Annotated in this window: 21 protein-coding genes and 1 pseudogene; 12 read left to right on the top strand and 10 right to left on the bottom strand. The window is 45.4% G+C overall.

Features of this window, described 5'->3' with window-relative positions:
• The first annotated feature begins 302 nt into the window (after positions 1-302).
• The 5 genes from GXP65_RS10285 (at position 303) to GXP65_RS10305 (ending at position 5,485) form a co-directional block, all read left to right on the top strand.
• Complete coding sequence (locus GXP65_RS10285) at positions 303-1,397, top strand: TRAP transporter substrate-binding protein (protein ID WP_162092728.1); 1,095 nt, start codon at positions 303-305, stop codon at positions 1,395-1,397.
• 129 nt (positions 1,398-1,526) lie between these two features.
• Entirely contained in the window at positions 1,527-2,066 is a 540-nt protein-coding gene (locus GXP65_RS10290; RefSeq protein ID WP_010447628.1) for a TRAP transporter small permease subunit, read from the top strand.
• A gap of 12 nt (positions 2,067-2,078) precedes the next feature.
• Positions 2,079-3,365, top strand: coding sequence for a TRAP transporter large permease subunit (locus GXP65_RS10295; RefSeq protein WP_005429710.1), 1,287 nt, complete (start codon positions 2,079-2,081; stop codon positions 3,363-3,365).
• 133 nt (positions 3,366-3,498) lie between these two features.
• A complete protein-coding gene (locus tag GXP65_RS10300) occupies positions 3,499-4,854 on the top strand; it encodes a cache domain-containing protein (protein ID WP_005429712.1) in 1,356 nt (451 codons plus the stop codon).
• A complete protein-coding gene (locus GXP65_RS10305) occupies positions 4,847-5,485 on the top strand; it encodes a response regulator transcription factor (RefSeq protein WP_038889999.1) in 639 nt (212 codons plus the stop codon). Before GXP65_RS10300 ends, GXP65_RS10305 begins: the two co-directional genes overlap by 8 nt.
• Positions 5,486-5,541: 56 nt before the next feature.
• Here GXP65_RS10305 and cosR read toward each other — a convergent pair whose 3' ends face one another.
• On the bottom strand, positions 5,542-6,018 hold the full coding sequence (gene cosR / locus GXP65_RS10310; RefSeq protein ID WP_005429716.1) for a MarR family transcriptional regulator CosR: 477 nt from the start codon (positions 6,016-6,018) through the stop codon (positions 5,542-5,544).
• Between the two features lie 395 nt (positions 6,019-6,413).
• On the opposite strand from cosR, the gene GXP65_RS10315 reads away from it, so the two are divergent.
• Both GXP65_RS10315 and GXP65_RS10320 read left to right on the top strand, forming a co-directional pair.
• Positions 6,414-7,985: a BCCT family transporter gene (locus tag GXP65_RS10315; protein ID WP_005429718.1), complete on the top strand. Its 1,572-nt coding sequence runs from the start codon at positions 6,414-6,416 to the stop codon at positions 7,983-7,985.
• Between the two features lie 227 nt (positions 7,986-8,212).
• Positions 8,213-10,096: a methyl-accepting chemotaxis protein gene (locus tag GXP65_RS10320; RefSeq protein WP_162092729.1), complete on the top strand. Its 1,884-nt coding sequence runs from the start codon at positions 8,213-8,215 to the stop codon at positions 10,094-10,096.
• 78 nt (positions 10,097-10,174) lie between these two features.
• On the opposite strand, the gene GXP65_RS10325 is transcribed toward GXP65_RS10320, so the two are convergent.
• Both GXP65_RS10325 and GXP65_RS10330 read right to left on the bottom strand, forming a co-directional pair.
• A complete protein-coding gene (locus tag GXP65_RS10325) occupies positions 10,175-10,894 on the bottom strand; it encodes a 3'-5' exonuclease (RefSeq protein ID WP_010649540.1) in 720 nt (239 codons plus the stop codon).
• Positions 10,895-10,902: 8 nt separating this feature from the next.
• The gene (locus tag GXP65_RS10330) at positions 10,903-12,792 is read right to left on the bottom strand and encodes a DUF294 nucleotidyltransferase-like domain-containing protein (RefSeq protein WP_050912690.1); all 1,890 of its coding nucleotides are present in this window, start codon (positions 12,790-12,792) and stop codon (positions 10,903-10,905) included.
• A gap of 219 nt (positions 12,793-13,011) precedes the next feature.
• Between GXP65_RS10330 and GXP65_RS10335 the strand changes: the two genes are divergently transcribed.
• Positions 13,012-13,653, top strand: a complete 642-nt coding sequence (locus GXP65_RS10335) for an outer membrane beta-barrel protein (protein WP_005429724.1) — start codon at positions 13,012-13,014, stop codon at positions 13,651-13,653.
• A gap of 114 nt (positions 13,654-13,767) precedes the next feature.
• Here the strand turns inward: GXP65_RS10335 and GXP65_RS10340 are convergent, their stop codons facing one another.
• From GXP65_RS10340 to GXP65_RS10355, 4 genes and pseudogenes are all read right to left on the bottom strand, one after another.
• A complete protein-coding gene (locus tag GXP65_RS10340) occupies positions 13,768-14,958 on the bottom strand; it encodes an amino acid aminotransferase (protein ID WP_005429727.1) in 1,191 nt (396 codons plus the stop codon).
• A 238-nt stretch (positions 14,959-15,196) separates the two neighbouring features.
• Positions 15,197-15,634: pseudogene (locus GXP65_RS10345) on the bottom strand (HD domain-containing phosphohydrolase); the annotation flags it as partial.
• A gap of 86 nt (positions 15,635-15,720) precedes the next feature.
• On the bottom strand, positions 15,721-16,020 hold the full coding sequence (locus tag GXP65_RS10350; RefSeq protein ID WP_005429731.1) for a hypothetical protein: 300 nt from the start codon (positions 16,018-16,020) through the stop codon (positions 15,721-15,723).
• Positions 16,021-16,220: 200 nt separating this feature from the next.
• Entirely contained in the window at positions 16,221-16,451 is a 231-nt protein-coding gene (locus tag GXP65_RS10355) for a hypothetical protein (RefSeq protein WP_005429733.1), read from the bottom strand.
• Positions 16,452-16,630: 179 nt separating this feature from the next.
• Here GXP65_RS10355 and GXP65_RS10360 point away from each other — a divergent pair, with 179 nt between their 5' ends.
• The 3 genes from GXP65_RS10360 (at position 16,631) to GXP65_RS10370 (ending at position 18,786) form a co-directional block, all read left to right on the top strand.
• Entirely contained in the window at positions 16,631-18,022 is a 1,392-nt protein-coding gene (locus GXP65_RS10360; RefSeq protein WP_162092730.1) for a PLP-dependent aminotransferase family protein, read from the top strand.
• Between the two features lie 98 nt (positions 18,023-18,120).
• A complete protein-coding gene (locus tag GXP65_RS10365; protein ID WP_005429738.1) occupies positions 18,121-18,342 on the top strand; it encodes a hypothetical protein in 222 nt (73 codons plus the stop codon).
• A 30-nt stretch (positions 18,343-18,372) separates the two neighbouring features.
• Positions 18,373-18,786 (top strand): hypothetical protein, encoded by a 414-nt coding sequence (locus tag GXP65_RS10370; protein ID WP_012127667.1) that lies wholly within the window; start codon positions 18,373-18,375, stop codon positions 18,784-18,786.
• A 106-nt stretch (positions 18,787-18,892) separates the two neighbouring features.
• Here GXP65_RS10370 and asnS read toward each other — a convergent pair whose 3' ends face one another.
• Both asnS and GXP65_RS10380 read right to left on the bottom strand, forming a co-directional pair.
• Positions 18,893-20,293 (bottom strand): asparagine--tRNA ligase, encoded by a 1,401-nt coding sequence (asnS, locus tag GXP65_RS10375; protein WP_005530375.1) that lies wholly within the window; start codon positions 20,291-20,293, stop codon positions 18,893-18,895.
• 186 nt (positions 20,294-20,479) lie between these two features.
• A complete protein-coding gene (locus GXP65_RS10380; protein WP_162092731.1) occupies positions 20,480-22,105 on the bottom strand; it encodes a methyl-accepting chemotaxis protein in 1,626 nt (541 codons plus the stop codon).
• Between the two features lie 500 nt (positions 22,106-22,605).
• Here GXP65_RS10380 and queD point away from each other — a divergent pair, with 500 nt between their 5' ends.
• Complete coding sequence (gene queD, locus GXP65_RS10385; protein WP_005376896.1) at positions 22,606-22,968, top strand: 6-carboxytetrahydropterin synthase QueD; 363 nt, start codon at positions 22,606-22,608, stop codon at positions 22,966-22,968.
• A gap of 169 nt (positions 22,969-23,137) precedes the next feature.
• On the opposite strand, the gene GXP65_RS10390 is transcribed toward queD, so the two are convergent.
• Positions 23,138-23,923, bottom strand: a complete 786-nt coding sequence (locus GXP65_RS10390) for a LuxR C-terminal-related transcriptional regulator (RefSeq protein WP_045421428.1) — start codon at positions 23,921-23,923, stop codon at positions 23,138-23,140.
• Positions 23,924-24,082 lie beyond the last annotated feature (159 nt).

The following is a 24,082-nucleotide window of genomic DNA, read 5'->3' on the forward strand; positions in this document are numbered from 1 at the left end:
GCCGTCATTTGTCACATTTTATTAAATACTGTGTAAATTCTTCCGCAGTCAACTACTTAAGTAGTTCCTCAACCTTACTGCTCTTGTTGCTTTTCTAACTACCTGATTTATCGTTTATACAAAATATGCTCATCATAAAGACTACGTATTAGTACGTAATACCAATGGCTAACACTTGCTTGAAAGCGCAAATTTGTGCGTGTTCATGCCCATTTCTTACTTCCATCTAATGTCCCATCTTCTATAGCGAATCCTTATGTAATGGATGACAACAATAACCTTGGTGACAAAGGACGTGAACGATGAGTCTTATCCAAAAATCTTTGAAACGAGTGATCAAAGCGACAGCGATGGTTGCGACCATGGCATTCGTAGCGACTTCTGCTAACGCTGATGACGATAAAGTATATCGCTTGAAACTGGCGGAAACGTGGGGACCTAACTTCCCGATCTTCGGTGATGCGACAAAGAACATGGCAAAAATGGCAGAGGAAATGTCAAATGGCCGTCTGCAAATCCGTATTGATTCTGCAAATAAACACAAAGCACCACTTGGCGTGTTTGATATGGTGAAGTCCGGTCAATACGACATGGGCCACTCGGCTTCTTACTACTGGAAAGGCAAAGTGCCAAACACCCTTTACTTTACCTCTATGCCTTTCGGTATGCTGCCTACCGAGCAATACGCTTGGTTCTATTACGGTGGTGGTATGGAGTTGATGGAAAAGGTTTACTCGCCACACAACTTATTGTCATTCCCTGGTGGTAATACTGATACGCAGATGGGCGGTTGGTTCCAGAAAGAAATCAAATCAGTCGACGATCTGCAAGGTCTGAAAATGCGTATCCCGGGCTTTGCAGGTGAAATCCTTGCTGAGTTAGGTGCAAAACCGACCAACATCGCACCGGGCGAGCTATACACTTCGCTTGAGCGTCGTACGATCGATGCGTTGGAATGGGTAGGTCCATCTCTGGATTTGCGTATGGGTTTTCACAAAATTGCACCTTACTACTACACAGGTTGGCATGAGCCGGGCACTGAGCTGCAGTTCCTAGTGAACAAGCGTACTTGGGAGCGTCTACCGGATGATCTGAAAGCGATTCTTCAAGTGGCGATGAAAGCAGCAGCGTACGACATGTACACGCAATCTAAGCATGAGAGTGGTAAAAACTGGGCGTCTATCCAATCAGAGTACCCAGACGTTCAAGTAAAAGACTTCCCACCAGAGGTTATCTCTGCACTGCGTGAAGCGAACGTTCGTCTCCTAAAACAGCATGCAGAAAAAGATGCTTTAGCAAAAGAAATTCAAGAATCGCAAGCTAGCTACATCGAGCAAGTACGCCCTTGGTCTGATATTTCACACCGAGCTTACCTAAATAGCCAAGCTCAACAATAACTTCATCAAGTGGGTGATATCGAGAGATTGAGCCTACAAATGAAGCCCAAGAAAAACTTCTCTTAGAGAAGACCATAAAAGTGCTCCGCGAACCAGCGGAGCCAATCCACACGTTCCATGGAGTTCGGAATGAGAAGCCTTATTTATATTGAGCGAATCTTTAACCGCTTCGGTGATTTTTTGGGGTGGTTATCTAGCATCCTATTCATTTTGTTGTTAGCGAACGTGGTGTACGACGTTGTCATGCGTTACGTGTTTAATGATGTGTCTATTGCCTTTCAAGAGATGGAATGGCATTTATTCTCCGCTGTATTTCTACTCGGCGTCCCTTACGCAATCAAATCGGGCGGCCATGTACGAGTGGATATTTTCTACGAGCGCTTGTCCTACAAAGCGCAATCCATCATCGACATCCTAGGCACTTTACTTTTCTTATTCCCGTTCTGCCTATTGGTTGCTTGGTTTGGTATCGACTTTGCTAAAGAGAGCTATGCCCTTGGTGAAACGTCCGGTGACCCGGGTGGCCTACCTTATCGATGGATCATTAAAGGCATGATCCCGCTGTCATTCTTATTTATGGCGGTCAGCGGTGTTGGTTTGCTGCTTCATTCCATCAATAAAATTGTTAACCCTCATCTTATCTATGCCGGTAACAACGGTAAGTCGTAAAAGGAAGTCAGTATGATCGGTATAGTGATGTTTTTTGTAGCTCTGTTTGCGCTACTGCTTGGTTTTCCTGTTGCCTTTACCTTTGGTGGCATTGCATTAATTTTCGGCGTATGGGCAGAAGGCATTGAGATGTTTGCATTCATGCCATATCGCATTCAATCCATCATGGAGAACACGGTGCTGATGGCAGTACCGCTGTTTGTTTTCATGGGGCTGGTATTACAAAAGACCCGATTGGCTGAGCAACTGCTTGAGTCGATGGGGCGTTTGTTTGGTGGTATTCGTGGCGGTATCGCTATCTCAACGGTTTTGGTTGGTGCGCTGCTTGCAGCATCGACGGGCGTGGTTGGTGCATCAGTAGTGGCAATGGGGTTGATCTCTTTGCCAGTGATGCTTAAGTACAACTACGATAAAGGTTTGGCATGCGGCACCATTTGTGCGTCCGGTACGCTAGGGCAAATCATTCCGCCTTCTATCGTTCTAATTCTTCTTGGTGATGTGCTGGGGGTTCCAGTCGGAGACCTTTTCCAAGCCGCGGTTTGGCCGGGCTTAATGCTGGTGGGGGCTTACGTTGTCTACATTCTGATCTATGCCAAGCTTAACCCAGAGGCCGCTCAACCTATCGAGCGTGATGAATCCATCAGCCGCCAACAAGAGGTGATAACCGCGCTTAAAGCTGTATTGCCACCACTTGCACTGATTATTGTGGTTCTAGGTTCTATCTTTGCGGGTATTGCTACTCCGACCGAATCTGCGGCGTTGGGTGGTGCAGGTGCGATAGTGCTTTCCCTGCTTTACAGACAGTTCAGCTGGTCGATGGTGTATGAGGCGTCTAAAGAGACCGTAAAAGTGACCGCGATGGTGTTTGCAATCTTGCTTGGTGCGACGGCATTCTCAATGGCATTTACCTACACGGGCGGTGACTACCTTGTTGAAGAGTGGATGCTTCAACTTCCGGGTGAGAAGTGGGGCTTCTTGATCATTACCATGCTGGTGATTCTTATCCTCGGGTTTTTCATCGACTTCGTAGAAATCTGTTTCATCATCGTGCCAATTATTGCACCGGTAGCGGAGCTTATGGGGATCAACATGACATGGTTTGCGATTCTGATTGCGATGAACCTTCAGACGTCATTCCTCACACCGCCATTTGGTTTTAGCTTGTTCTATTTGAAGGGCGTGGCTCCTGCGGGTGTAACAACGCGAGATATCTACCGTGGTGTGATGCCATTCATTGCGATTCAAATTGTTGTGCTTGCTTCATTGTTACTCTTTCCGGGCTTCTACGGCATGTCGTAATTCGGCTAGTCTAATGCGATCTGCGTAATGTAAGTGGGAGTGGCGAATTTGTGAGCTGAGAGTTTTTACCTTTTGAGACAAGTTGTTAAGCTGGTTATCAATTGTTCTAGGCAGCGTTTCATGGAGGGAAGGGATGCCTCTCAAAGCTAAACTCATCTTGCTGGCGTTGATCCCTGTGTTGTTGGTGTCAGCAAGCATCAGTTGGATTTCCATTTACCAAGCAAAGACGTTAGGTCAGCGTGAAGTGGAAATCTTTCATAAAAGCCTGATCAAGTCTAAAGAAGTCGCATTGAAAGATACCGTTGATCTGGCTTTCGATGCGATTTCCCATATCTACAACGATCCCTCGATAGAAGAGCATGTGGCTAAAGCGCGCGTGAAAGCAATCCTCAATCGGCTTCGCTATGGCTCAGATGGTTACTTCTTTGCTTACGATAAACATGGTACCAACTTAGTTCATCCCATTCTTCCTGATTTAGTTGGGCAAAACCTGCTGCATATTCAAGATGAAAACGGTGACCATCTTATTGAAGCGCTGCTCTATCAAGCCCAATTGGGTGGTGGCTTCCATCAATACCTCTGGCAAAAGCCTTCTACCGGAGAAGTTGTCCCCAAATTGAGCTACGCCGCTTGGCTCGACAAATGGGAATGGATGATTGGTACTGGTTTGTATATTGAAGACGTAAGTCACGAGGTCGCCAATATGCGCGCCGCCGTTAACCAGAATATCGAGACGACCTTTTTTACTGTTGTCGTGATTCTTGTTGTGACGGTTGCGGTGATCATCGTTTTAACGTTGGCAATCAATTTACACGAACATCGCTTAGCGGATAAAAACCTGAAGGAGCTTGCCCACAAAACCGTGATGTTCCAAGAAGACGAGAAGAAGCACCTTGCTCGCGAATTGCATGATGGTATTAACCAACTGCTTGTATCGAGCAAATGTCATTTAGATTTGATGGGACATCGAATCGAGGATGAAAAGCTCAAATCCCACCTTGATAAATCTCAACGCTCGTTGATCACCGCAATTAATGAAGTACGACATATCTCGCACCAGCTTCGTCCAAGTGCCTTGGATGACATCGGCCTAGAAGCGGCGCTTTCGACGTTGTTGCAAGACTTTCATTCTCACTCAGGTATGGATATCGATAGCCATTTTGATACGGCACAGCTCAAGCTGAAATCGGAAGTCGCGACCACGTTGTACCGTGTGGCTCAGGAGTCTTTGAATAATATCGAGAAACACGCCAAGGCAAAAAAGGTCACGGTAATTTTGCAAAAGATGGGCAATATGCTGCAATTGATCATACGTGACGATGGCATTGGCTTTATGGTCAATCAATCTGTACACCGCCAAGGCATCGGTTTGCGTAACATGCGTGAGCGTGTTGAGTTTATTGGTGGTGAGTTTGAATTGATGAGTGAACCTGGGCTTGGGACAGAAATCACCGTATTGTTAGATTTGGATGGATTAGTTTATGGATAAACCAATTAGTGTGGTGATAGTGGATGATCATCAGGTCGTGCTCGATGGGTTTATGGCGCGTCTAGAGCTGGAACCTGATATTGATGTTATTGGTACCGCGAGCAATGGCCTTGAGGCGATTGAAGTATCCAAATTGCTCAACCCCGATGTGATTCTTATGGACATCAGTATGCCCATCATGAATGGCATCGAAGCCACGGGTGTGATTAAGGAAGAGCGTCCAGAGAGCAAAATTTTGATGTTAACCATGCATGATAACCGTGAGTACATCATGAAGGTGATGCAAGCTGGCGCTGTGGGCTACATGCTGAAAGAAATCTCAGCCGAGAAGATGGTGCAAGCAATCAAAACCGTTAATCAAGGTTCGACTTATTTTTGTGAATCGGTCACTCAAACCTTGTTTACGCAAGATGTGGTACCTGCGGCACAAAAGCCCAACCCACTGAGCCGTCGTGAAGAAGCAGTATTAAAATTGGTCGCGCAAGGGCATAGCAGTAAAAAGATTGCTACGCTTTTGGATATCAGTTATCGAACGGTAGAGACGCATCGTCATAACATCAAACACAAATTGGATTTGCACTCGACAGCTGAGTTGGCGAAATACGCGTTTGAAACGGGATTAACGGAGTAGGGAAGGGATAACAAAGCGCTCATCGGGGAAAGAGTGATAAGCGCTAAAGAAGAAGCTTATTCTGGCTTGGTGATACTTCCAAGCTCGAGCATTGGCGCAACATCAATGTCTTCGGCATTCATCATGGTAGAGATACGCTGAACAGAAGAGAGCAGTAAGCTCTGTTCCCACTCTTCCAGCTTCTGGAAGCGATTGATGAAGTGTTCTTGCAGTGGTGTCGGGGCTTGTTTTAGTGCCTCTTGGCCTTTCTCAGTCAGTAAAGCATGCACTTTACGTTTGTCTTCTACGCTACGGCGGCGTTCGACAAACTGGTTGCGTTCTAGGCGGTCCAGAATGGTCGTTGCAGTTGCCTGACTCATATTGGTATGGCTAGACAATTGCTTAATCGTGACATTGTCTAATTCACTTATGGCACGCATCAGAATTAGCTGAGGAGCCGTCAAACCAGACTCTTTGCTTAACTTCTTTGAGTGTAAATCAATAGCGCGGATGATCTGACGAATCGAGACCAAGACTTCTTCGTACTTTTCCAATTTCGTAATCCAGTCATTAAGGGATCATATAACGAGGCGACACTAACTCAAAAACGCTGTTATTTAAAGGGCTACGTTAGGGATCGCGACACCAATTTTAAATAATTTGCCTTAGCTCTCCTTATTACTTTTAAGGTCTTTCTGAGAGGAAAAAAGGCACGACTAGAATTATTATAGTAATAAATGTTTGTGGTCTAATTATTGTTGTGGTTGTTTTCGCTTTTTTTGGTGGATTTTTCTGATTGAAAAGTAAGTTATTGGATTTTTTATCAGCAAAAGATAGACAAAAACGCCTTAAATGGTAGGATCTTCCACTTTCATGGAAAATAAAATGTATCGTGTTCAAATGATTTTTAATGCCTTGTTAAAAATATTGAATGCAAAAGAGAGGAACAATGACAAAAGGTATAGATAAGTACAGTATCGACAGTACCGACTATACGGTTGGTCAAGACAACGTGCAAAAATGGGGTTTTGACGTACATAATCCTGTTTTTGGTATTAGTGCGGGCTTCATTGCGCTATTTCTAATTGCTGCACTTGTGCTGGATGCACACACCGCGAAAGCGGCACTGGATGGTCTTAAGTGGAAGATCATCGGTTCTTTCGACTGGCTATTCATCATTTCTGGTAACATCTTCGTTATCTTCTGTTTGGTACTGATCGTATCGCCAATGGGTAAAATTCGCCTTGGTGGTAAAGACGCGGTTGCCGATTACTCATTCGTATCTTGGTTGGCGATGTTGTTCGCAGCAGGTATGGGTATCGGTCTGATGTTCTGGAGTGTGGCAGAGCCAGTGGCTTACTTCACTGGTTGGTATGAAACCCCGCTAGGTGTAGAGGCAAACACGCCGGAAGCGGCTAAGCTTGCACTGGGCGCGACGATGTTCCACTGGGGTCTACACCCATGGGCAATCTACGGTGTCGTAGCACTTTCCCTTGCTTTCTTCACATACAACAAAGGCTTGCCTCTATCGATGCGCTCGATCTTCTACCCATTGCTGGGCGATCGCGCATGGGGTTGGGCTGGTCACATTGTTGATATTCTAGCGGTACTAGCAACGCTATTCGGTCTGGCTACGTCTCTAGGTCTAGGTGCACAACAAGCGGCGAGTGGTATTCACCACGTGTTCGGTGTTGAGCCAGGTCTTGGCCTGCAAATCGTGGTAATCGCAGTGGTAACCCTGCTTGCAGTGGTATCGGTAATCCGTGGTATTGATGGTGGTGTAAAAGTCATCAGTAACATCAACATGGTTATCGCATTCTTGCTACTGATTCTTGTTGGCTTGATTGGTTGGGCGGTAACGCTGGGCTCTATCCCAACAACGCTAATGGCTTACCTAGAAAACTTAGTGCCGCTAAGTAACCCGTTTGGTCGTACTGACGAAGCATGGTTCCAAGGTTGGACTGTATTCTACTGGGCTTGGTGGATTTCATGGTCACCATTCGTAGGTATGTTCATCGCGCGTGTATCACGTGGCCGTACGGTTCGTGAGTTCATCACTGCTGTTCTGATTGTACCAACCGTCGTGACGCTGATCTGGATGTCTACATTTGGCGGTCTAGCAATCGACCAAGTGATGAATAATGTGGGTGAGCTAGGTGCGAACGGTCTTACAGACGTTTCATTAGCCATGTTCCAAATGTTTGATGTTCTACCATTTGGTAACATGCTGTCTATCATTGCCGTTGTGTTGGTATTGGTATTCTTCATCACTTCATCGGATTCTGGCTCACTGGTTATCGACAGCATTACAGCTGGTGGTAAAGTGGATGCGCCTGTTCTACAACGTGTATTTTGGGCATTCATGGAAGGTGCAATCGCGGTTGCGTTACTTTGGATTGGTGGCTCAGAAGCGGTTCAAGCGCTACAAGCTGGTGCTATTTCGACAGCACTGCCATTCACGCTTGTATTGCTTGCAATGTGTGTCAGCCTATTGATGGGTATGAGAACAGAGCGTCAATAATTGATGTGATTTATAAATATCGTTAAATATTAACGAGTTAAAAAGCCAGCGAAATGCTGGCTTTTTTTGTGCAGTTTTTCTGACGATTGCCAAAAAAATGGCGAAGTAAATTCTTTATTTTACAACACTTTATCGTCTCAATTTTGTGAATGATCTTCGTGATTACTTTGTAAAATGCGTGTAAGATTCAGCCACCTAAACTGTTCTCCCAACCCTTTATAATAATTATGAAATTATCATTAAAACAAAAGCTAATTGGCGCAAGCCTATCTGCTGTTGTTGTGATGGCAACAGCACTCACTTGGCTGTCGGCTGATCAACTTTTTGATCAGACGCGTTCAGGTGTCTATTCACGAGCGCAAAGTCTTAGCAACGCCGCTTCAGAAGGTATTTCTGATTGGGTCTCGATTCGCAAAGACATTGCTAAGGCTTTCAACGACTACTCAACAGAGCAAGATGTTGTGCCTTTCCTACAACAAGCACGCAAAGCGGGGGGCTTTGACGATATCTTTCTGGGCACACCAGAAGGGGGCATGTACCGTTCTCATCCACAGCGTAACCGTGCAGATTACGACCCACGCACTCGCCCTTGGTATAAAGATGCCAATGCTGCGGGCAAGCAAATCATCACTGAGGCGTACCAAGACGCGATCACAAATGCATTACTGGTGACTATCGCAGAACCTGTGATGAAAAACGGTAAGTTCATTGGTGTGGTTGGTGCGGACGTACTGATCGATCAGTTAATTAACGACGTTATCAATCTAGATGCTGGTGAAAACGCGCATGCAATGCTGATCGACATGAACGATGGCACTTTCCTTGCGCATCCAAACAAAAGCTTAACGCTTAAGCCAATCACTGACCTTACTCAAGAGTTTTCGAAGGGCTCTATTGAGCGTGCTGCAAATTCTGGAACCATTGAAACAGCAACGATCAAAGGTCAAGAGAAGCTTTTTTACTTTAGCAAAGTACCGGGCACAAACTGGATGTTCGCAATCGAGATGGATCGCGCAACGGAAGAAGCAAGCCACGCGCAACTTCTACGTGAGATGGTTATTACTGCGGTATTGATCACTATTGTGGTGATTGTTGCAGTATCTTGGTTGGTAGGCTTCTTGTTCCGCGACCTTGGCCGAGTATCACAAGCACTGGAAGAAATTGCTTCAGGTGAGGGTGACTTGACGCAGCGTCTGGAACCTCGCAGTGATGATGAAGTGGGCAAACTTGCCGATAACTTCAACCGCTTTGTAGGTAACATGCACACCATGGTGACCAAACTGAGTCATGTCTCTTCAGCCTTGTCAGAACAAGCGCGTACCACGGCACAACAAGCTGAAGAGCGTAGTCAGCGTATCTCTTACCAGCAAGATGAAATCAACATGGTTGCGACTGCCGTTAACGAGATGGCTGCAGCGACGCAAGAGATTGCAGGTAACGCAGATAACACAGCATCAAGCTCTGAAGAAGCAGTACAAGCATGTGTGCATGGCTCTGGTCAAGTAACGCAAACTCAAGGCTCTATCCAAAACCTGGCGCAAGAAGTGCAAGTTGCGACCAATGTTATCCAAGAGCTGGAAGCACACGGTAACGCGATCAACACCATTCTTTCGACCATCCAAGGCATTGCAGAGCAAACTAACCTGTTGGCACTGAACGCGGCGATTGAGGCGGCACGTGCAGGTGAACAAGGTCGTGGTTTTGCTGTCGTGGCGGATGAGGTTCGTGTATTGAGCCAACGTACTCACGCATCAACGCAAGAGATCCAAGAGACAATCGAAATGCTGCAAGGCACAACGGCGAAAGCGGTGGGTATCATGGATGACAGTCGTCGTCTTGCTGACACCAGTGTCGATGATGCAAACTCGGCTGCGGTAAGCTTGACTCAAATCCACTCTGCGGTTGAGCGTATTAGCGACATGGCAACGCAAATTGCGTCCGCGGCAGAAGAGCAAGCATCTGTAACGACAGAAATCACTCGCAACACCGAAGGCATTCGTGACGTGTCTAACGAGCTTTCTGTTGAAGCACACCAAGCAGCAGAGCAAGCGGCGCATCTGTCTGAGCTTTCTCATGAGCTAGAGCAAGAGATCAAACGCTTTAAACTGTAATTGGTTTTTAAGTATGAAAAAGGAGCCGCTTGGCTCCTTTTTGTTTATTGGTAGAAAATGCTCTCGCTTCTCGCTTCGCTATAACCACAAACTGCTGATCGGCTGATCTGCTTGGTAGTGGTGTGCGATTTGCGCTTGCAGCAACTCGGCGGTAGCAATCGCATCGGTTAACGCGTGATGCGGCGTGTAATCTGGCAGTCCATAACGTCGACGAGATTGAGCCAAACGCAATGATTTCGGTTTATTGCCTTTGAGTTTGTTCCACAAACCGCCAGACGTTCTCTGTTGGATATCTTCTTCAATCTGCAGTGTATCTAACACCGGAAACTCAATACCCTCACCAAGACGCGTACGAAGTGCCTGATCAAGAAACTCTCGTTCAATGCGGCGGTAATGCACCACGACAATCTTACCCGCTAAGCTCTCCAATAATGGGCCAAGGATCTCGCCCAAATCGGGCGCATCAATCAGTTCATTGTGGGTAATGCCGTGAATGATGACGGAGTCTTCATCGAGCTTTTCTTGAGGGCGAACTTTCCAGTGTTTCGCTTGACGTAAGAAAATGCGATTGAGATTAAACGGAACCAAACCAATGGTAATAATGCCGTTTTTTTGTGGATTTAAGCCCGTCGTTTCGAAATCTAATGCGACAAATTCCACCTGAGAGAGTGGGGTATCCGGAGCAGGTAGCTCCTTACCGTAAAAGGCGACCAAGCGCTCGTCAGTGGCACGTTCCAACTTTTGCTGGAACTTCATTGGCCACTGGATACTGGGCTTTTGAAACAACTTTTTGATCATTCCACGCCTCACTTAAATTTGTTGCTGGCCTGATAACGGAACTTCAAGAAGTTCTGACCATTGCTGAGGATTTGGAACGCATCTTTTAGGTTTCGGCGTTCGAAATCCGACAGATTTTCAGGCTCAATGTTGTTATCCGGCTCAGTACCTAACTCAACATCGATAGCTTGGTGGCGGATACGTACCATAGAGATGAACTCCATCGCATCCTTCAAGTCTTGCGCACGGCCTTTTGGCAAAATACCGGCGTCGATGATGTCATCAAGGCGTTCAAATGAGTTTTGAGCACGAGATCCGACCGCAAGCGAGTGAACGCGAATCAAGTCCACCAGAGGTGCTGTGCCTCGGCGTTTTAGGTTGATCGAGTTCTTATGCTGGCCATCTTTCTCCATCACGAAGTCTTTAAAGAAGCCGAGCGGCGGAGTTCGGTTCAACGCGTTGCGTGCTAAACATGCCAAGAATCGGTTGTTCTTACGAGCGCGACGCACGATGAAGCTGGTTAACTGTTCAGCCCATTTCAAACGTCCATAGACACCGTCTAAATCGAAGAAGATAGAGGCGTTGAGTAGCGCTTTCGGGTTTGGATCATCAATCCAATCGGCGAAGCACTCCTCCCACTGTGAACGTGTCATCCGCCACATTGGATTGGTTGCCATAATGTCGCCAGTACAGTACTTATAGCCACATACGTTCAAGCCATCGCTGACGTATTGTGCGAGTGCTTCAAAGTACTTGCCATGCTTTTCTTCTTTATAGGTGTCATCAAGAATGATGGCGTTATCTTGGTCGGTAACCAGAAGTTGTTCGTCACGGCCCATGGAGCCCAGAGCAAGAAAGCAGTAGGGAATAGGTGGTGGGCCTAATTCTTCTTCTGCCATTTCAAGTAGACGTTGTTTGAAACTTCGGCCAATCACCGACATGGCACTGCCGACCATGTGCGAGTTGGCGTCTTCGTTGACCAAACGCACGAAGCTGCTTTTCACTTCTTCTGCAACAATGGCTAAGTCTTCGATGGTTTGTTGTTGGAAGATACTACTCACCAGTAACAAGGAGTTCTGCGACTCGTAACGAACGATATCTGTCGCTTCTATGATGCCAATCGGCATTTGCTCTTTCACTACCGGCAAGTGGTGCACATTGTAACGAAGCATGGTTAGCATGGCTTCATACACGTATGCGTTGTGGTCCAGTGAGATAACTTCGGTCGTCATCACTGTGGATACTTCATCAAGCGGTGATAGACCTTCTGCCAAGACGCGAGTACATAAATCACGGTCAGTGATAATACCAACGACTGGCGATTGCGGATCTTCTTCATCCAACACAAAATCTGGGTCTACAATCAACAGCGAAGAAACGTTGTCTTGCGCCATCAGTTGTGCTGCTTCTTGGATTGTCTGGCCTCGCTCAATGGTAGGCGCTTCGCGGGTAAGGAGCGTTTTGACTTTAGAAGTGGTTAAGTCATTTGCATCGTTGTTTTCAGATACCGTTTGGCGAAGACGTGCGCTGTTTTCTACTTCGACAAAATCAGCGAATGAGTCGAAGTTATCGTAAAGCTCTTGGAAGATATCTTGCGGAATACAGTAAAGTAAGGAGTCTTCAATCGCTTTTACAGGGAAGCGAACTTTGTTGTTGGTAAGAAGACCCATTTGACCAAAAAGGTCGCCCTCGTCGAGTCGGTTATACAGCTCACCTTTACGTCGGTAGACTTCAACCACGCCGCTGCGAACCATGTATAGGTCATTGATCTGGTCGCCGAAGTGAATGATAGGAGTGTCTTGACGGTAGTAAGAGATTTCGATGTTCTCTGTCACTTTGGTGAGCGTTTCTTCCGGAAGCTCGTTGAATGGGGGATACTTGGCGAGAAAGTTATATATCTCGAGAAGTTCTGCTTCCATTAAGGTGCCTTTTGGTTTGCAAGTGATAGGGTAATCTTAACTTAGTTTTAAAACAGAATCTTATCGGATCACTGTTTTTCGTGCGCAATGATAAGATTCAGACAAGTCGCACGGCAATTCGTTATTATTTCGGCTACGCTGTCATCAAGATGCCGAATTAAATCAATACAATGGGCGAATAAAGAAGAGTTTTGGATGACACTCATGGAAGGAAGTAGAATGGTAAGACTATTATTAGCTGCACCTCTTGTAGCATTACCAATAATGAGCGTTGCCTCAGAGTCAGAACAAGTCGATAAATTTGGCTACGAGCACATCAATCTAGACATCGGTGCTGGTACCACAAATGAAGAATGGCTAGATAATTCCAACGCGACGACGTTGGGCTTGGGTGGTAACTATATGTTCACCGACAACTGGCTGTTTAATGTCGATTACTCCGCGCAGTTTTTCCACCCAGACGATTTCACTTTGCGTATAGACCGTTTGATGTTTGGTGGTGGCTATCGCTACGGTATTAATGAACAGTTTGATGTGTATGGTATCTATGGACTTGGTGCGATTAAAGCCAAAGCGACCGACGACAATACCGACCGAACGCTTTCATCGGATAGTGAATTTATTCAAGGTGTGACGATTGGTGCTAATTACTTATTCAGTGAAAAGCTGATGGCAACGGCAGAAGTTCACTTAAATCGCAGTGATATTGTAGATGAGAACAACTACAAGATCGCGTTTAACTACCAATGGCACCATGTGATTGGTACTGGGCTTTACTACCAATTCCGTGACACTGATTATCAAAGCCGAGAATCTGATCACATCAACGAAGTGGGCATCAGCTTTAAGTTCGTTTATTGAGTCGTGTGAATCCTCGTTGTTTGAATCAGAACCGTTCGAATTAAAACAGATGTACGAAAAAGGTCAGCAATTGCTGACCTTTTTTATTCCGGCTTGTTTGAGCAAGAAGGGCGATTATAGAACCGCCGCAATGCCTTTACATAGAGGACCCATGTTTGACTTCGTCATGCCCGCTACACTGATGCGGCCAGAGCCAACAATGTAGATAGCAAACTCTTCTTTCAGACGGTTTACTTGTTCTTTAGACAGACCAGAGAACGAGAACATGCCGTTTTGACGCTCGATGAAGCTAAAGTCTGCGTCGACACCTTCTGCTTTCAGAGTTGCTACAAACAGTTCACGCATCTCTTGGATACGGTCACGCATTTCTGCTACTTCTGCTTCCCATTCTGCACGCAGTGCTGCGTCACCAAGAATATGAGTTACAACCGCACTGCCGTGAGCTGGTGGGTTAGAGTAAATAGAACGGATGATTGCTTTCACTTGCGAAAATGCAGTTGTTGCTACTTCTTCTGATTCTGCAACTAAAGTGAATGCACCAACACGCTCGTTGTAAAGGCCAAAGTTCTTAGAGAAAGAGCTCGCTACTAGGATCTCTTTGTTGTATTTAGCGAAAGTACGTAGACCTGCTGCATCTTCTTCTACACCTTTCGCGAAACCTTGGTATGCAAAGTCGAATAGAGGAAGTAGTTTTTTATCAGCAACCAGCTTAGCCAGTGTTTCCCACTCTTCTGCAGTTGGGTCGATACCTGTTGGGTTGTGGCAGCAGCCGTGCAGTAGAACCACGTCGCCTTCGGAAGCAGACTGAAGATCAGTCAGCATTGCGTCGAAGTCTTTGTCTTTAGTTTCTGCGTTGTAGTAGCTGTATTGTGCTGTCTCAATACCTGCGGCAGTGAATACGCCATTGTGGTTAGCCCAAGTTGGGTTACTGATCCACACTTTAACGTTGCCAAGTTGGCGCTTAATAAATTCACCTGCAACGCGTAATGCACCAGTGCCACCTGGAGCTTGTGCTGTTTTAGCGCGTTTGTCTGCGACGATTTCAGCATCAGCACCGAAAAGCAGTTTTTGCACGGCAAGGCCGTATTCTGCAGTACCTTCGATGGTCAGGTAAGATTTGGTTTTTTCAGTTTCAATCAGTGCGGCTTCGGCTTTTTTTACAGTCGCAAGAACAGGGGTTTCACCTTGTTCGTTCTTGTAAATACCAACGCCTAGGTTGATTTTTTCAGCGCGAGTATCTTTTTTAAACTCTTCAGTTAGTCCAAGAATAGGGTCAGCCGGAGCGGCAACTACTTTTTCAAACATAATCTTCATCCATGTTAATCGAAGGGGTCTGCAGACATTTATACCTTTCAGCAATATTCGTTACAACAGTTAGTGAACAGAAAACTTAAAATAATTTTGATTTGAAACAGAAATCTAACATAACGAAGGCTTTTGATATGAAAACCCCTCCTAACAAGCGTTTTAAGAGGGGGATAACTGGCTAAGCGGCGATGTTTTGTTCATCTTGATATTGATGAGCGATATTTTGGAATTCGGCTTAGACCGCAAGAAATACAGCAACAATTTGTGGATCGAAATGCTTCCCTTTGCCTTCCAGAATGATGGCTTTCGCCTTGTCATGACTGAACACTGGCTTGTAAACGCGTTTATAAATCAGTGCGTCATACACATCCGCTAACGCCATTAGTTGGCCGGAGAGCGAAATTGCTTCACCAGAAAGTTGGTTTGGATAGCTACTTCCATCCCACTTTTCATGGTGTGTTAGCGCAATCTCTTTTGCAACTCGTAAAAAGGAACTACTTCCTAGCGGTTTTTCTGCAATTGACAGCGGTTCGGCACCAATTTCAGAATGACCCTTCATGATCTCAAACTCTTCGTCGGTCAGCTTTCCTGGTTTGAGTAACACGTTGTCAGGTACACCGACCTTGCCTACATCATGCAATTGGGCAGATTTGTAGAGTAATTCGATGTGATCTTGTTATGTATTAGGCGGAATTTACAAAACAGCCCCGACAGTGCGGGGCTTTGGGTCAATCATAGTAGATGAAACTCGTACTGAGCTTACTTCTTCAGGTTCATCTCTGACTCAACGGCGTTGGTTTCGATATCTGGGTTAGAAGACAGTTTACCCGTCGCCCAATCATTCACATGCTTTAAGATTGCTTTTAGGGCGTGTTTTTCAGTCGGTGCTTCAGAAGATTCTACTTCTAGTTTTTGCTTAGGGTGTGAACCCGTTGCATCTTCAGCAACGTGCAGCCAATCTGGGTGCCAGTAATAAGGTTGGCCTGATGGTGTGCTCCATGCGTGAACACCATTAGTTTCGCCTTTGTATTGGATATCGTTTTCGTTGTACTTAGTCATTATTATCGTCTCTCATAGTCATGAGTTGAGGTGTGCGTCACCATTACTCTATAAATGTAACAGATGTTATCGGAATTAATGTGATTGCTATCTATTTATCTTGTTGATAAATAATCCATTCCGTTGCACAGCTCTCATTCAGATAGATTTATTGGCACTTCGCTACAATAACCATCTGATAAATAGGTATTAAACGCGCCTTATTGTTCATTTAGGTGCTTGATAATCGCCGCTTTCGCGTGCTCTTCTGTGGCCGTTTCCCCATCAGGTACTTCAAGTTCCGCTTTTGGGTGAACGCCTAATGCGTCTTCAGCAATATGAAGCCAATCAGGATGCCAGTAATAAGGGTTATTGCCCTCTGGGTGATCCCAGCTGTGAACTCCTTGGTGTACACCTCGGTAGGATAGGTCATCCATCGTAAACATTTTCATCATTTTCTCCCGCAAGAAATTTCATGCCTTTGAAAGTATGGAACATAAATTCTCATTTCGTAACGGCAATTGATATCACTAAGATTGATTAATTACGTTTCGAGTTTGATAACTGTGACGTCGGTATATCGGTGTGAAGTATGCTAAGGTGCGCTCGGTAGGAACGTAACGAGGGATGCATGAACCGATACCGCCAATTGGCTGAGCTGTTTAAAACTCAGATCCAGCAAAATACATGGAGAGCAGGAGAAAAGCTGCCATCTGTTCGTGTAACGAGTCGCAGCCATTCAGTCAGTACTGGGACAGTATTGCAAGCTTATCAATTGCTAGAATCTCAAGGTTGGGTGACGGCAAAACCGCAATCGGGGTACTTTGTTACCGCTGATCTCGAACGATTGGAAGTTTCAACGTCAGAAAGTCATCCGCTGCGAGTGTCGGTTAATGATGAGTTGTATGATTTTCTTAAACATCAAGCGTCACCAGAGGCGACAAAACTTGGCTCAGCATTTCCTGATCCGACTTTGTTTCCGTTAGACGCATTAAACCGAAACCTTGCCAGCTCTGGGCGGAAAATGGGGCCAGATACCTTGCTCGATAATCTTCCTCCGGGTAGCGAGTCACTCCGCCGCTTGATTGCTCAGCGCTATATTCAGCAGGGCATGAACTTAACTCATGATGACATTGTGATCACCTCGGGAGCGTTAGAAGCGCTCAACCTTAGCCTGCAAGCTGTTACTCAACCCGGCGATATTGTAGTCGTTGAGTCACCGACTTTTTATGGTGCGCTACAAGCTATTGAACGACTCGGTTTGAAGGCGATAGAAGTTCACGTGGATGCTAAACAGGGCCATTCATTAACTCAATTAGAAAGTCTGTTTGAGCAGCACGATGTGAAAGCATGTTGGCTCATGACTAACTTCCACAATCCGACAGGTACATCGCTTAGTGACGAGGAAAAACATCGTGTTGTCGATCTTGCTAATCAGCACGATGTGTATCTCATCGAAGATGATGTTTATGCTGAGTTGTACTTTGGTGAGAAGAAGCCAATGTCACTTAAAAGCTTTGATACTCAAGAGCGAGTGCTCCACTGTGGTTCATTATCAAAAAGCCTTTGTCCAGGTTATCGTTTAGGTTGGGTAATCAACAAACGCTTCAATGAGCCGATTCAAAAGTTGCAATTGATGTCGACTTTGTCCGGCAGCGCTCCTATTCAACAAGGGGTGGCGCATTACCTTCAAAATGATAGTTACGATAACCATCTAAGAAAGCTGCGTAAAACGCTCCAGCAGCGACAGCAACGATTTATTGCTCTTCTTGAACAGCATCTTCCCGCGCAAGTTGATTTCTATGTACCGCAAGGTGGGTATTTTCTGTGGTTGATACTGCCAAAAGGCATCAGTAGCAAAGCGCTCTATCACGCGTTGCTTGCTGAACAGGTGACCATTGCTCATGGCAAGCTGTTCTCCTTGGATGCACTGTTTGAAAACTGTCTGCGGCTTAATACCTCTTTAGCGATGGATAAGCACGTTGAACAAGCCATTCGCAAATTGAGTGATTTACTTCGCTAATGGAACTGTTTGATCTTTTTTCGGCCTAACTGTATCAGAAACATTCAGAAAAGCTGTGTTTCACTCTTCCACTGAGTCATCGATAAGGAGGAGTGACAATGAAAAAGCCGTTGATAAAACACGAATTGAGGCTCATTGCCGTTGCCATTTTTAGCGCATTCTTACTCGTGTTTGCGCATCTCATTTTGGCGAAGTCTTTCTCTCATATGGCGTGGACAGAATATACCGCCGCCGTTATCCCTTTTATTATGTTTGGTTTGTGCGTATTGGGTGTTAAGTACGCCGCTCATGCAGATAAAGATGAGGGTAACGACTCATAAAAGACATAATTACAACTAGGAATAAAGTGAATGAAGAATTCAATCTTGCTTGCACTATCTGTGTTCACGTTTAGTTGCGCTGCTAATCAGGACGTTGAACCTAAATCGGTCACTCTGATTTATGATCAATCTAAATTGACGGCAGAGATCCAAGCCGATAATCATTTTGAGGCTCATGTAGACAATGAGAAAGAGCGCATCGATTTATCGGGGACGGTGAAAAAGCTTCACCCCGACTACCAGTTAGATGTCTCGGTGATTAAAGCCAGCAAGATTAAACACGCAACAAATCAGATCAACACGTCGTTGGTCATTAAGCAGAGAGACCTTGAAAAACCGGTTCTGATTGGCGGAGTCTATCATCATACGGTAGTGACTGATGAGAATGACAATGTGGAAGTAACAGAGTCTGCAAGTATTATGAGCGTAAAGTTGAGCCAATAGCGCAAAGTACACGAAAAAGCATTACGCGCAGTATTTGCCTTAATCAGCACAAAATAAAAGACCTCCACTTGGGAGGTCTTTTTGATTCTTTTTCACTGAAAAGTGATTAGAAGTTTGCAGAGCGAGGTGTACGTGGGAATGGGATCACGTCACGAACGTTGCCCATACCTGTTACGTAAGAAACTAGACGCTCGAAGCCTAGACCGAAGCCTGCGTGTGGCACTGTGCCGTAACGACGTAGGTCGCGGTACCAGTTCATGTGCTCTGGATCGATGCCGATTTCACGCATACGCTCATCTAGAATGTCTAGACGCTCTTCACGTTGAGAACCACCGATAATTTCGCCGATGCCAGGTGCAAGAACGTCCATCGCAGCAACCGTTTTACCATCATCATTTAGACGCATGTAGAATGCTTTGATGTCTTTCGGGTAGTTCTTAACGATTACAGGCGCTTTGAAGTGTTCTTCAGCAAGGAAACGCTCGTGCTCAGAAGACATGTCGATACCCCATTCAACAGGGAATTCGAACTCACGACCAGAATCAAGAAGGATTTGGATTGCGTCAGTGTAGTCTACTTGAGCGAAGTCAGAAGAAACGAACTTCTCAAGACGAGTGATTGCTTCTTTGTCGATACGTTGAGCGAAGAACTCTAGGTCATCACGACACTCTTCTAGTGCTGCTTTAAACACGTACTTAAGCATGTCTTCAGATAGTTTCGCAATGTCGTTTAGGTCTGCGAATGCTACTTCAGGCTCAACCATCCAGAATTCTGCTAGATGGCGGCTAGTGTTTGAGTTTTCAGCACGGAAAGTAGGGCCGAATGTGTAAACTTTGCTTAGTGCACAAGCGTAAGCTTCACCGTTAAGCTGACCAGATACCGTTAGGAACGTTTCTTTACCGAAGAAATCTTCGTTGTAGTCTACTTTGCCTTCTTCTGTGCGAGGTAGGTTTTCCATGTCTAGCGTAGAAACGCGGAACATTTCACCAGCACCTTCAGCATCTGACGCAGTGATCAGTGGCGCAGATACCCAGAAGTAACCTTGCTCGTGGTAGAAGCGGTGGATCGCTTGAGATAGACAGTTACGTACACGTGCTACGGCACCGATTACGTTTGTGCGCGGACGTAGGTGCGCTACTTCACGTAGGTACTCGATAGAGTGACGCGTTTTTGCCATTGGGTAAGTGTCAGCATCTTCAACCCAGCCAACTACTTTTACGTTAGTTGCTGCTAGCTCGAAGTCTTGACCTTTCGCAGGAGACTCAACAATCTTACCAGTTACTTCAACAGAACAGCCTGTAGTTAGCTTAAGAACTTCGTCGTCGTAATTATTAAGATTATTAGGGACCACGGCCTGAATCGGGTCGAAACAAGAGCCGTCATAAATGGCAAGGAAAGAGATTCCAGCTTTGGAATCACGACGTGAACGGATCCAGCCACGAACAGTTACTTCACTGTCTACTGCTAGCTGACCTTTCAAAACGTCTGATACAGGCGCGTAAGTCATGTTTTCAATATTCTCCATTGAGGTAAAAATTCAACTCAACACTTAAAAGTGCCTGTCTCTAAACAAAATTGTGCAAAAAACAAGCGAAGTGTTGAGCTGGATAGAATTTTTTAGATTCAACGAAACATATTACCTGTCAAATCGTCAGCTTCAACCTTTATATTCATTTTGAAGGAGAGATTTTTCTTATTTCCGAGTCCTTTGTTCCTCTGACAGGGTAAATTGGTTAAGTAATGACTCCAAACGCTCAGAAAGATGCTCTAAATCAACACTGATTTCGCGAGTATGGGACGCCGATTGCGAGGTGTCATCCGCGTGTAAGGTAATCGTATCGACTTTGCTTTGGATATGTTTGCTCACATTTGACGTGGTTTGAGTTTGTTGTTGGATGTTTTCGGCGTGTTTTAATACCTGATGCATTTCATCCACCACATTGCGCATGGTCTCTGACAAGTTTTCTACATCGACAGAGCGCTGGTGAGCAAACTGACACACGTTGTCGACGGAGGTAAGTGACTCTTCACTACCTTGCTGGAACTGAGAAATAATGTTCTCAATATTGCTGGTGGCTTCTGCTGTGCGAGAGGCAAGATTTCGCACTTCATCGGCAACAACAGCAAAACCACGACCTTGATCACCGGCGCGAGCTGCCTCTATTGCTGCGTTTAGCGCAAGTAGGTTCGTCTGTTCGGCTATGCCTTTGATAACGCCAAGTATCGAGGACACTTCTTCCGTTTGCTGATTCAAGGTTGCTATCTTCTCACGGACCTTGTCGATATCTGTTACTAAGCTCTTGATGTCTTCGCTTACATGATGCGCTTGGCCTGCACTAGTGGTGGCGACATCAACGGTATGATTAACCAAGGTAGTGGCATCGATAGTCGCTTGCTCTACGACATCTTGTTGCTCCAGCATGCCGCTAATATTAGTTTGCACCTCATTGGTTTCGACCTGCTGATTGTCTGCCGCTTCATCGGTAGATTGGGCAACATCAGTGAGCCTCCCTGCAGAACCAGCCAGAGAATGGGAGGTATCTCGCACGCGCTCTAAGCTCTCTGATACGGTATCCATAAAGGAATTAATGGAATCAGAAAGTTGGCCCACTTCATCACGCTGTTTGCATTCAAGTCGTTTGGATAAGTCTTTACTTGCACTGACGTTAGACATAAAACGCGATGTATTTTGAATCGGGCGAACGATGATTTTGCGAATTAACCCCATCGTAATGAGGAAGCCAACAAACGCAATCACGGACATGATCCCCATAGCGAACATCGCTTGCTTGTTAATTAGGGAGTTCACATGGTTCATGTTGTACTCAAGTCGAATCGCACCTAGCACTTCACCTTCAGGAGCAATATGGCAGGCAACGCAATTGGTACCGCGATAGTTTTCACTCGATTTCATTGGTAGTGCTACGACCAAACCTTTACCCCAGTCAGCACTGATAGGCTCAATCACTAACTCGCCATTGAGCGCACGTTGGTCAATATCATCCACTAGCTTTTGGTTGGCATCGCCAGGCCCATAAAATTTGGACACCGCGTCGGCGCGCAAGACGCGTACTTGCTCAATACCTTCTTGGGCTAAGGCTTTTTGTCGCAATGTTTCTTTCTGCGCCATGGTGCCTGTCAGCATCATCATGTTGAGGCTGTCGAAGTAGTTGCTGGCTTTATCATGCAGTTGTTCACTCAGTACGTTATTGATCAACGTTTTTTGTTGATAGTACTGATAGCCCGTCGACACCGCGAGTACGCACGTGAACACCGCGATAAGAGCAAGTAGGAGTTTGAAGGTAATGGTTGAGCGCATATTTTTATAAGTGTTATTGGAACGAACGCCACAATATTAAGGGGTTAGCGATGCATCAGCGATAAGTTGCCTGAATGAATGTGACCCCAAACAGAGTGGGGTTATGTAAATGTGATGTAAGTGGCGTGTAATCAATAGTTTGGCGTTGTGCCAAAAAGGCGACGATCAGAGAAACTTAGTGAGAGTTCGCATTTGTTTTTATCGTTAACCGTCCGTTAACCATGCATTGGATATTCTTAGCGCCGTACTCTCCGAGTCTTACATCTCAGGGTGAGGGAGAGTGCTTTACTAGCCAATCACCCTGTTTCATTTTCCTAAACCATTTTCTGGAACCTCCGGATTTGGCAATCTTCGTTACCCTCGAGGATTGCCCTTTTTTTCATTCACTTTTAATCTCATTATGGTTAAACGTTTTCCCTCTCTTTACCCTATTGATAAAGGTTGTCATTAAAGGGTGAATTCCTTAGTATTGCGTGTCTTTTTAAAGCCTGAGAATCAAGATGAAAACAGAATTGTACAAAGAGTTTATGTTCGAAGCGGCACACCACTTGCCACACGTACCAGAAGGTCACAAGTGTGGACGCTTACACGGGCACTCTTTCCTTGTTCGTCTTTATGTAGAAGGTGAAGTAGACCCACATACGGGTTGGGTTGTTGATTTCGCAGAGATCAAAGCAGCATTCAAACCAATCTACAACCGTTTAGACCACTACTACTTGAATGATATTGAAGGTCTAGAAAACCCGACTAGTGAAGTATTAGCAAAATGGATTTGGCAACAACTTAAGCCAAGTCTTCCTCTACTGAGCAAAGTAGAGATCAAAGAAACTTGTACAGCGGGTTGTATCTACAAGGGCGAGTAAGTTCCCTTAGCATTCCTATTAGAAAGGCAAGCCAGACGGCTTGCCTTTTCTTTATCTGTTTATCCTGAACCAGTCTCTGTTTAGTAAGGCCAAATGGTTTAATAAAAGTAAATAGTTTAATCAGACCAAATGGTTTTAATGAGACTAAACGCCGACAGTATAAAGAGCGCTAGTAACCAATGCCATTACGAAGCGCAAACTGCACTAAGTCTGCATGGCTGTCGAGTTCTAACATATCTAACAGTCGATATTTGTGCGACTCGATGGTTCGGGGGCTGAGGTTCAACTCGGTCGCAATCTCTTTTGCCGATAAGCCTTTTGCCAATAACCCCAACACATCGCATTGACGATGACTTAAACGCAGCATGCGATGGTTTTCGTTATCCGTCTTCATATCTGGCCGATGCAAACTGCGGTGAAGCTTTGAGTGTTGCCAAAAGGAGAGCCACATATGGGAGATGAACGTAACCTGTTCAATCTGGTTTTGTGTTAAGCCGCATCCCTTACTACCGAATAAAGTGAAGGATAGGCCTCCCCAGCGTTGTCCAAACTGAACCAGTGGGATGGTGTAATGGCAGCAAGCCCCTTGTGCGGAAAGCATGCGTAAGACGACAACGTCACTACTGGCGAGTTTGTCTTTATCGAAGATTTGAATCTCTTCAGAATTACCAATCAGGCGTAGGTAACGCTCGCCGTCTTCCACACCCACTTGGTCAGCGGTCAGTACTTTGTGCGGGGCTCGCGCAACGGAAAGGGTTTTACCTTGATTGAAGAAAAGCATGGAGTTTGGGAACATTGTCATGCGGTCGATCTCAAACCAATTCATGGCTTCAAGCATGAATTGTTCAAGCTGGTTTTGGCATTCATCTGCATGAGAGGATGTCAGGCTCTTCGCTTGACGAATCATGAGTGCTTCAAAACTGGTTTCGGTCGTTTTACCTATATCGCTGCCCATAAAATCTGGCTCATCTTATCATTTTTTATAAATGCAGTATTTTTACTCTACATCCTGTTCATATCATTCTGCAAAATGGCGCCTGCATTATTTCGAGGTTTGTGGAATAACATACACTATATCCATTTTATCTCAAGGAGAGAGTTCAAGCACGTATGC

Source organism: Vibrio sp. LB10LO1 (genome assembly GCF_010092875.1).
GTDB classification, from domain to species: domain Bacteria; phylum Pseudomonadota; class Gammaproteobacteria; order Enterobacterales; family Vibrionaceae; genus Vibrio; species Vibrio campbellii.

Coding starts and splice junctions, on each gene's coding strand:
- GXP65_RS10285 (WP_162092728.1), top strand. CDS start 303: ATGAGTCTTATCCAAAAATCTTTGAAACGAGTGATCAAAGCGACAGCG.
- GXP65_RS10290 (WP_010447628.1), top strand. CDS start 1,527: ATGAGAAGCCTTATTTATATTGAGCGAATCTTTAACCGCTTCGGTGAT.
- GXP65_RS10295 (WP_005429710.1), top strand. CDS start 2,079: ATGATCGGTATAGTGATGTTTTTTGTAGCTCTGTTTGCGCTACTGCTT.
- GXP65_RS10300 (WP_005429712.1), top strand. CDS start 3,499: ATGCCTCTCAAAGCTAAACTCATCTTGCTGGCGTTGATCCCTGTGTTG.
- GXP65_RS10305 (WP_038889999.1), top strand. CDS start 4,847: ATGGATAAACCAATTAGTGTGGTGATAGTGGATGATCATCAGGTCGTG.
- GXP65_RS10315 (WP_005429718.1), top strand. CDS start 6,414: ATGACAAAAGGTATAGATAAGTACAGTATCGACAGTACCGACTATACG.
- GXP65_RS10320 (WP_162092729.1), top strand. CDS start 8,213: ATGAAATTATCATTAAAACAAAAGCTAATTGGCGCAAGCCTATCTGCT.
- GXP65_RS10325 (WP_010649540.1), bottom strand. CDS start 10,894: ATGATCAAAAAGTTGTTTCAAAAGCCCAGTATCCAGTGGCCAATGAAG.
- GXP65_RS10330 (WP_050912690.1), bottom strand. CDS start 12,792: ATGGAAGCAGAACTTCTCGAGATATATAACTTTCTCGCCAAGTATCCC.
- GXP65_RS10335 (WP_005429724.1), top strand. CDS start 13,012: ATGGTAAGACTATTATTAGCTGCACCTCTTGTAGCATTACCAATAATG.
- GXP65_RS10340 (WP_005429727.1), bottom strand. CDS start 14,958: ATGTTTGAAAAAGTAGTTGCCGCTCCGGCTGACCCTATTCTTGGACTA.
- GXP65_RS10350 (WP_005429731.1), bottom strand. CDS start 16,020: ATGACTAAGTACAACGAAAACGATATCCAATACAAAGGCGAAACTAAT.
- GXP65_RS10355 (WP_005429733.1), bottom strand. CDS start 16,451: ATGAAAATGTTTACGATGGATGACCTATCCTACCGAGGTGTACACCAA.
- GXP65_RS10360 (WP_162092730.1), top strand. CDS start 16,631: ATGAACCGATACCGCCAATTGGCTGAGCTGTTTAAAACTCAGATCCAG.
- GXP65_RS10365 (WP_005429738.1), top strand. CDS start 18,121: ATGAAAAAGCCGTTGATAAAACACGAATTGAGGCTCATTGCCGTTGCC.
- GXP65_RS10370 (WP_012127667.1), top strand. CDS start 18,373: ATGAAGAATTCAATCTTGCTTGCACTATCTGTGTTCACGTTTAGTTGC.
- asnS (WP_005530375.1), bottom strand. CDS start 20,293: ATGACTTACGCGCCTGTATCAGACGTTTTGAAAGGTCAGCTAGCAGTA.
- GXP65_RS10380 (WP_162092731.1), bottom strand. CDS start 22,105: ATGCGCTCAACCATTACCTTCAAACTCCTACTTGCTCTTATCGCGGTG.
- queD (WP_005376896.1), top strand. CDS start 22,606: ATGAAAACAGAATTGTACAAAGAGTTTATGTTCGAAGCGGCACACCAC.
- GXP65_RS10390 (WP_045421428.1), bottom strand. CDS start 23,923: ATGGGCAGCGATATAGGTAAAACGACCGAAACCAGTTTTGAAGCACTC.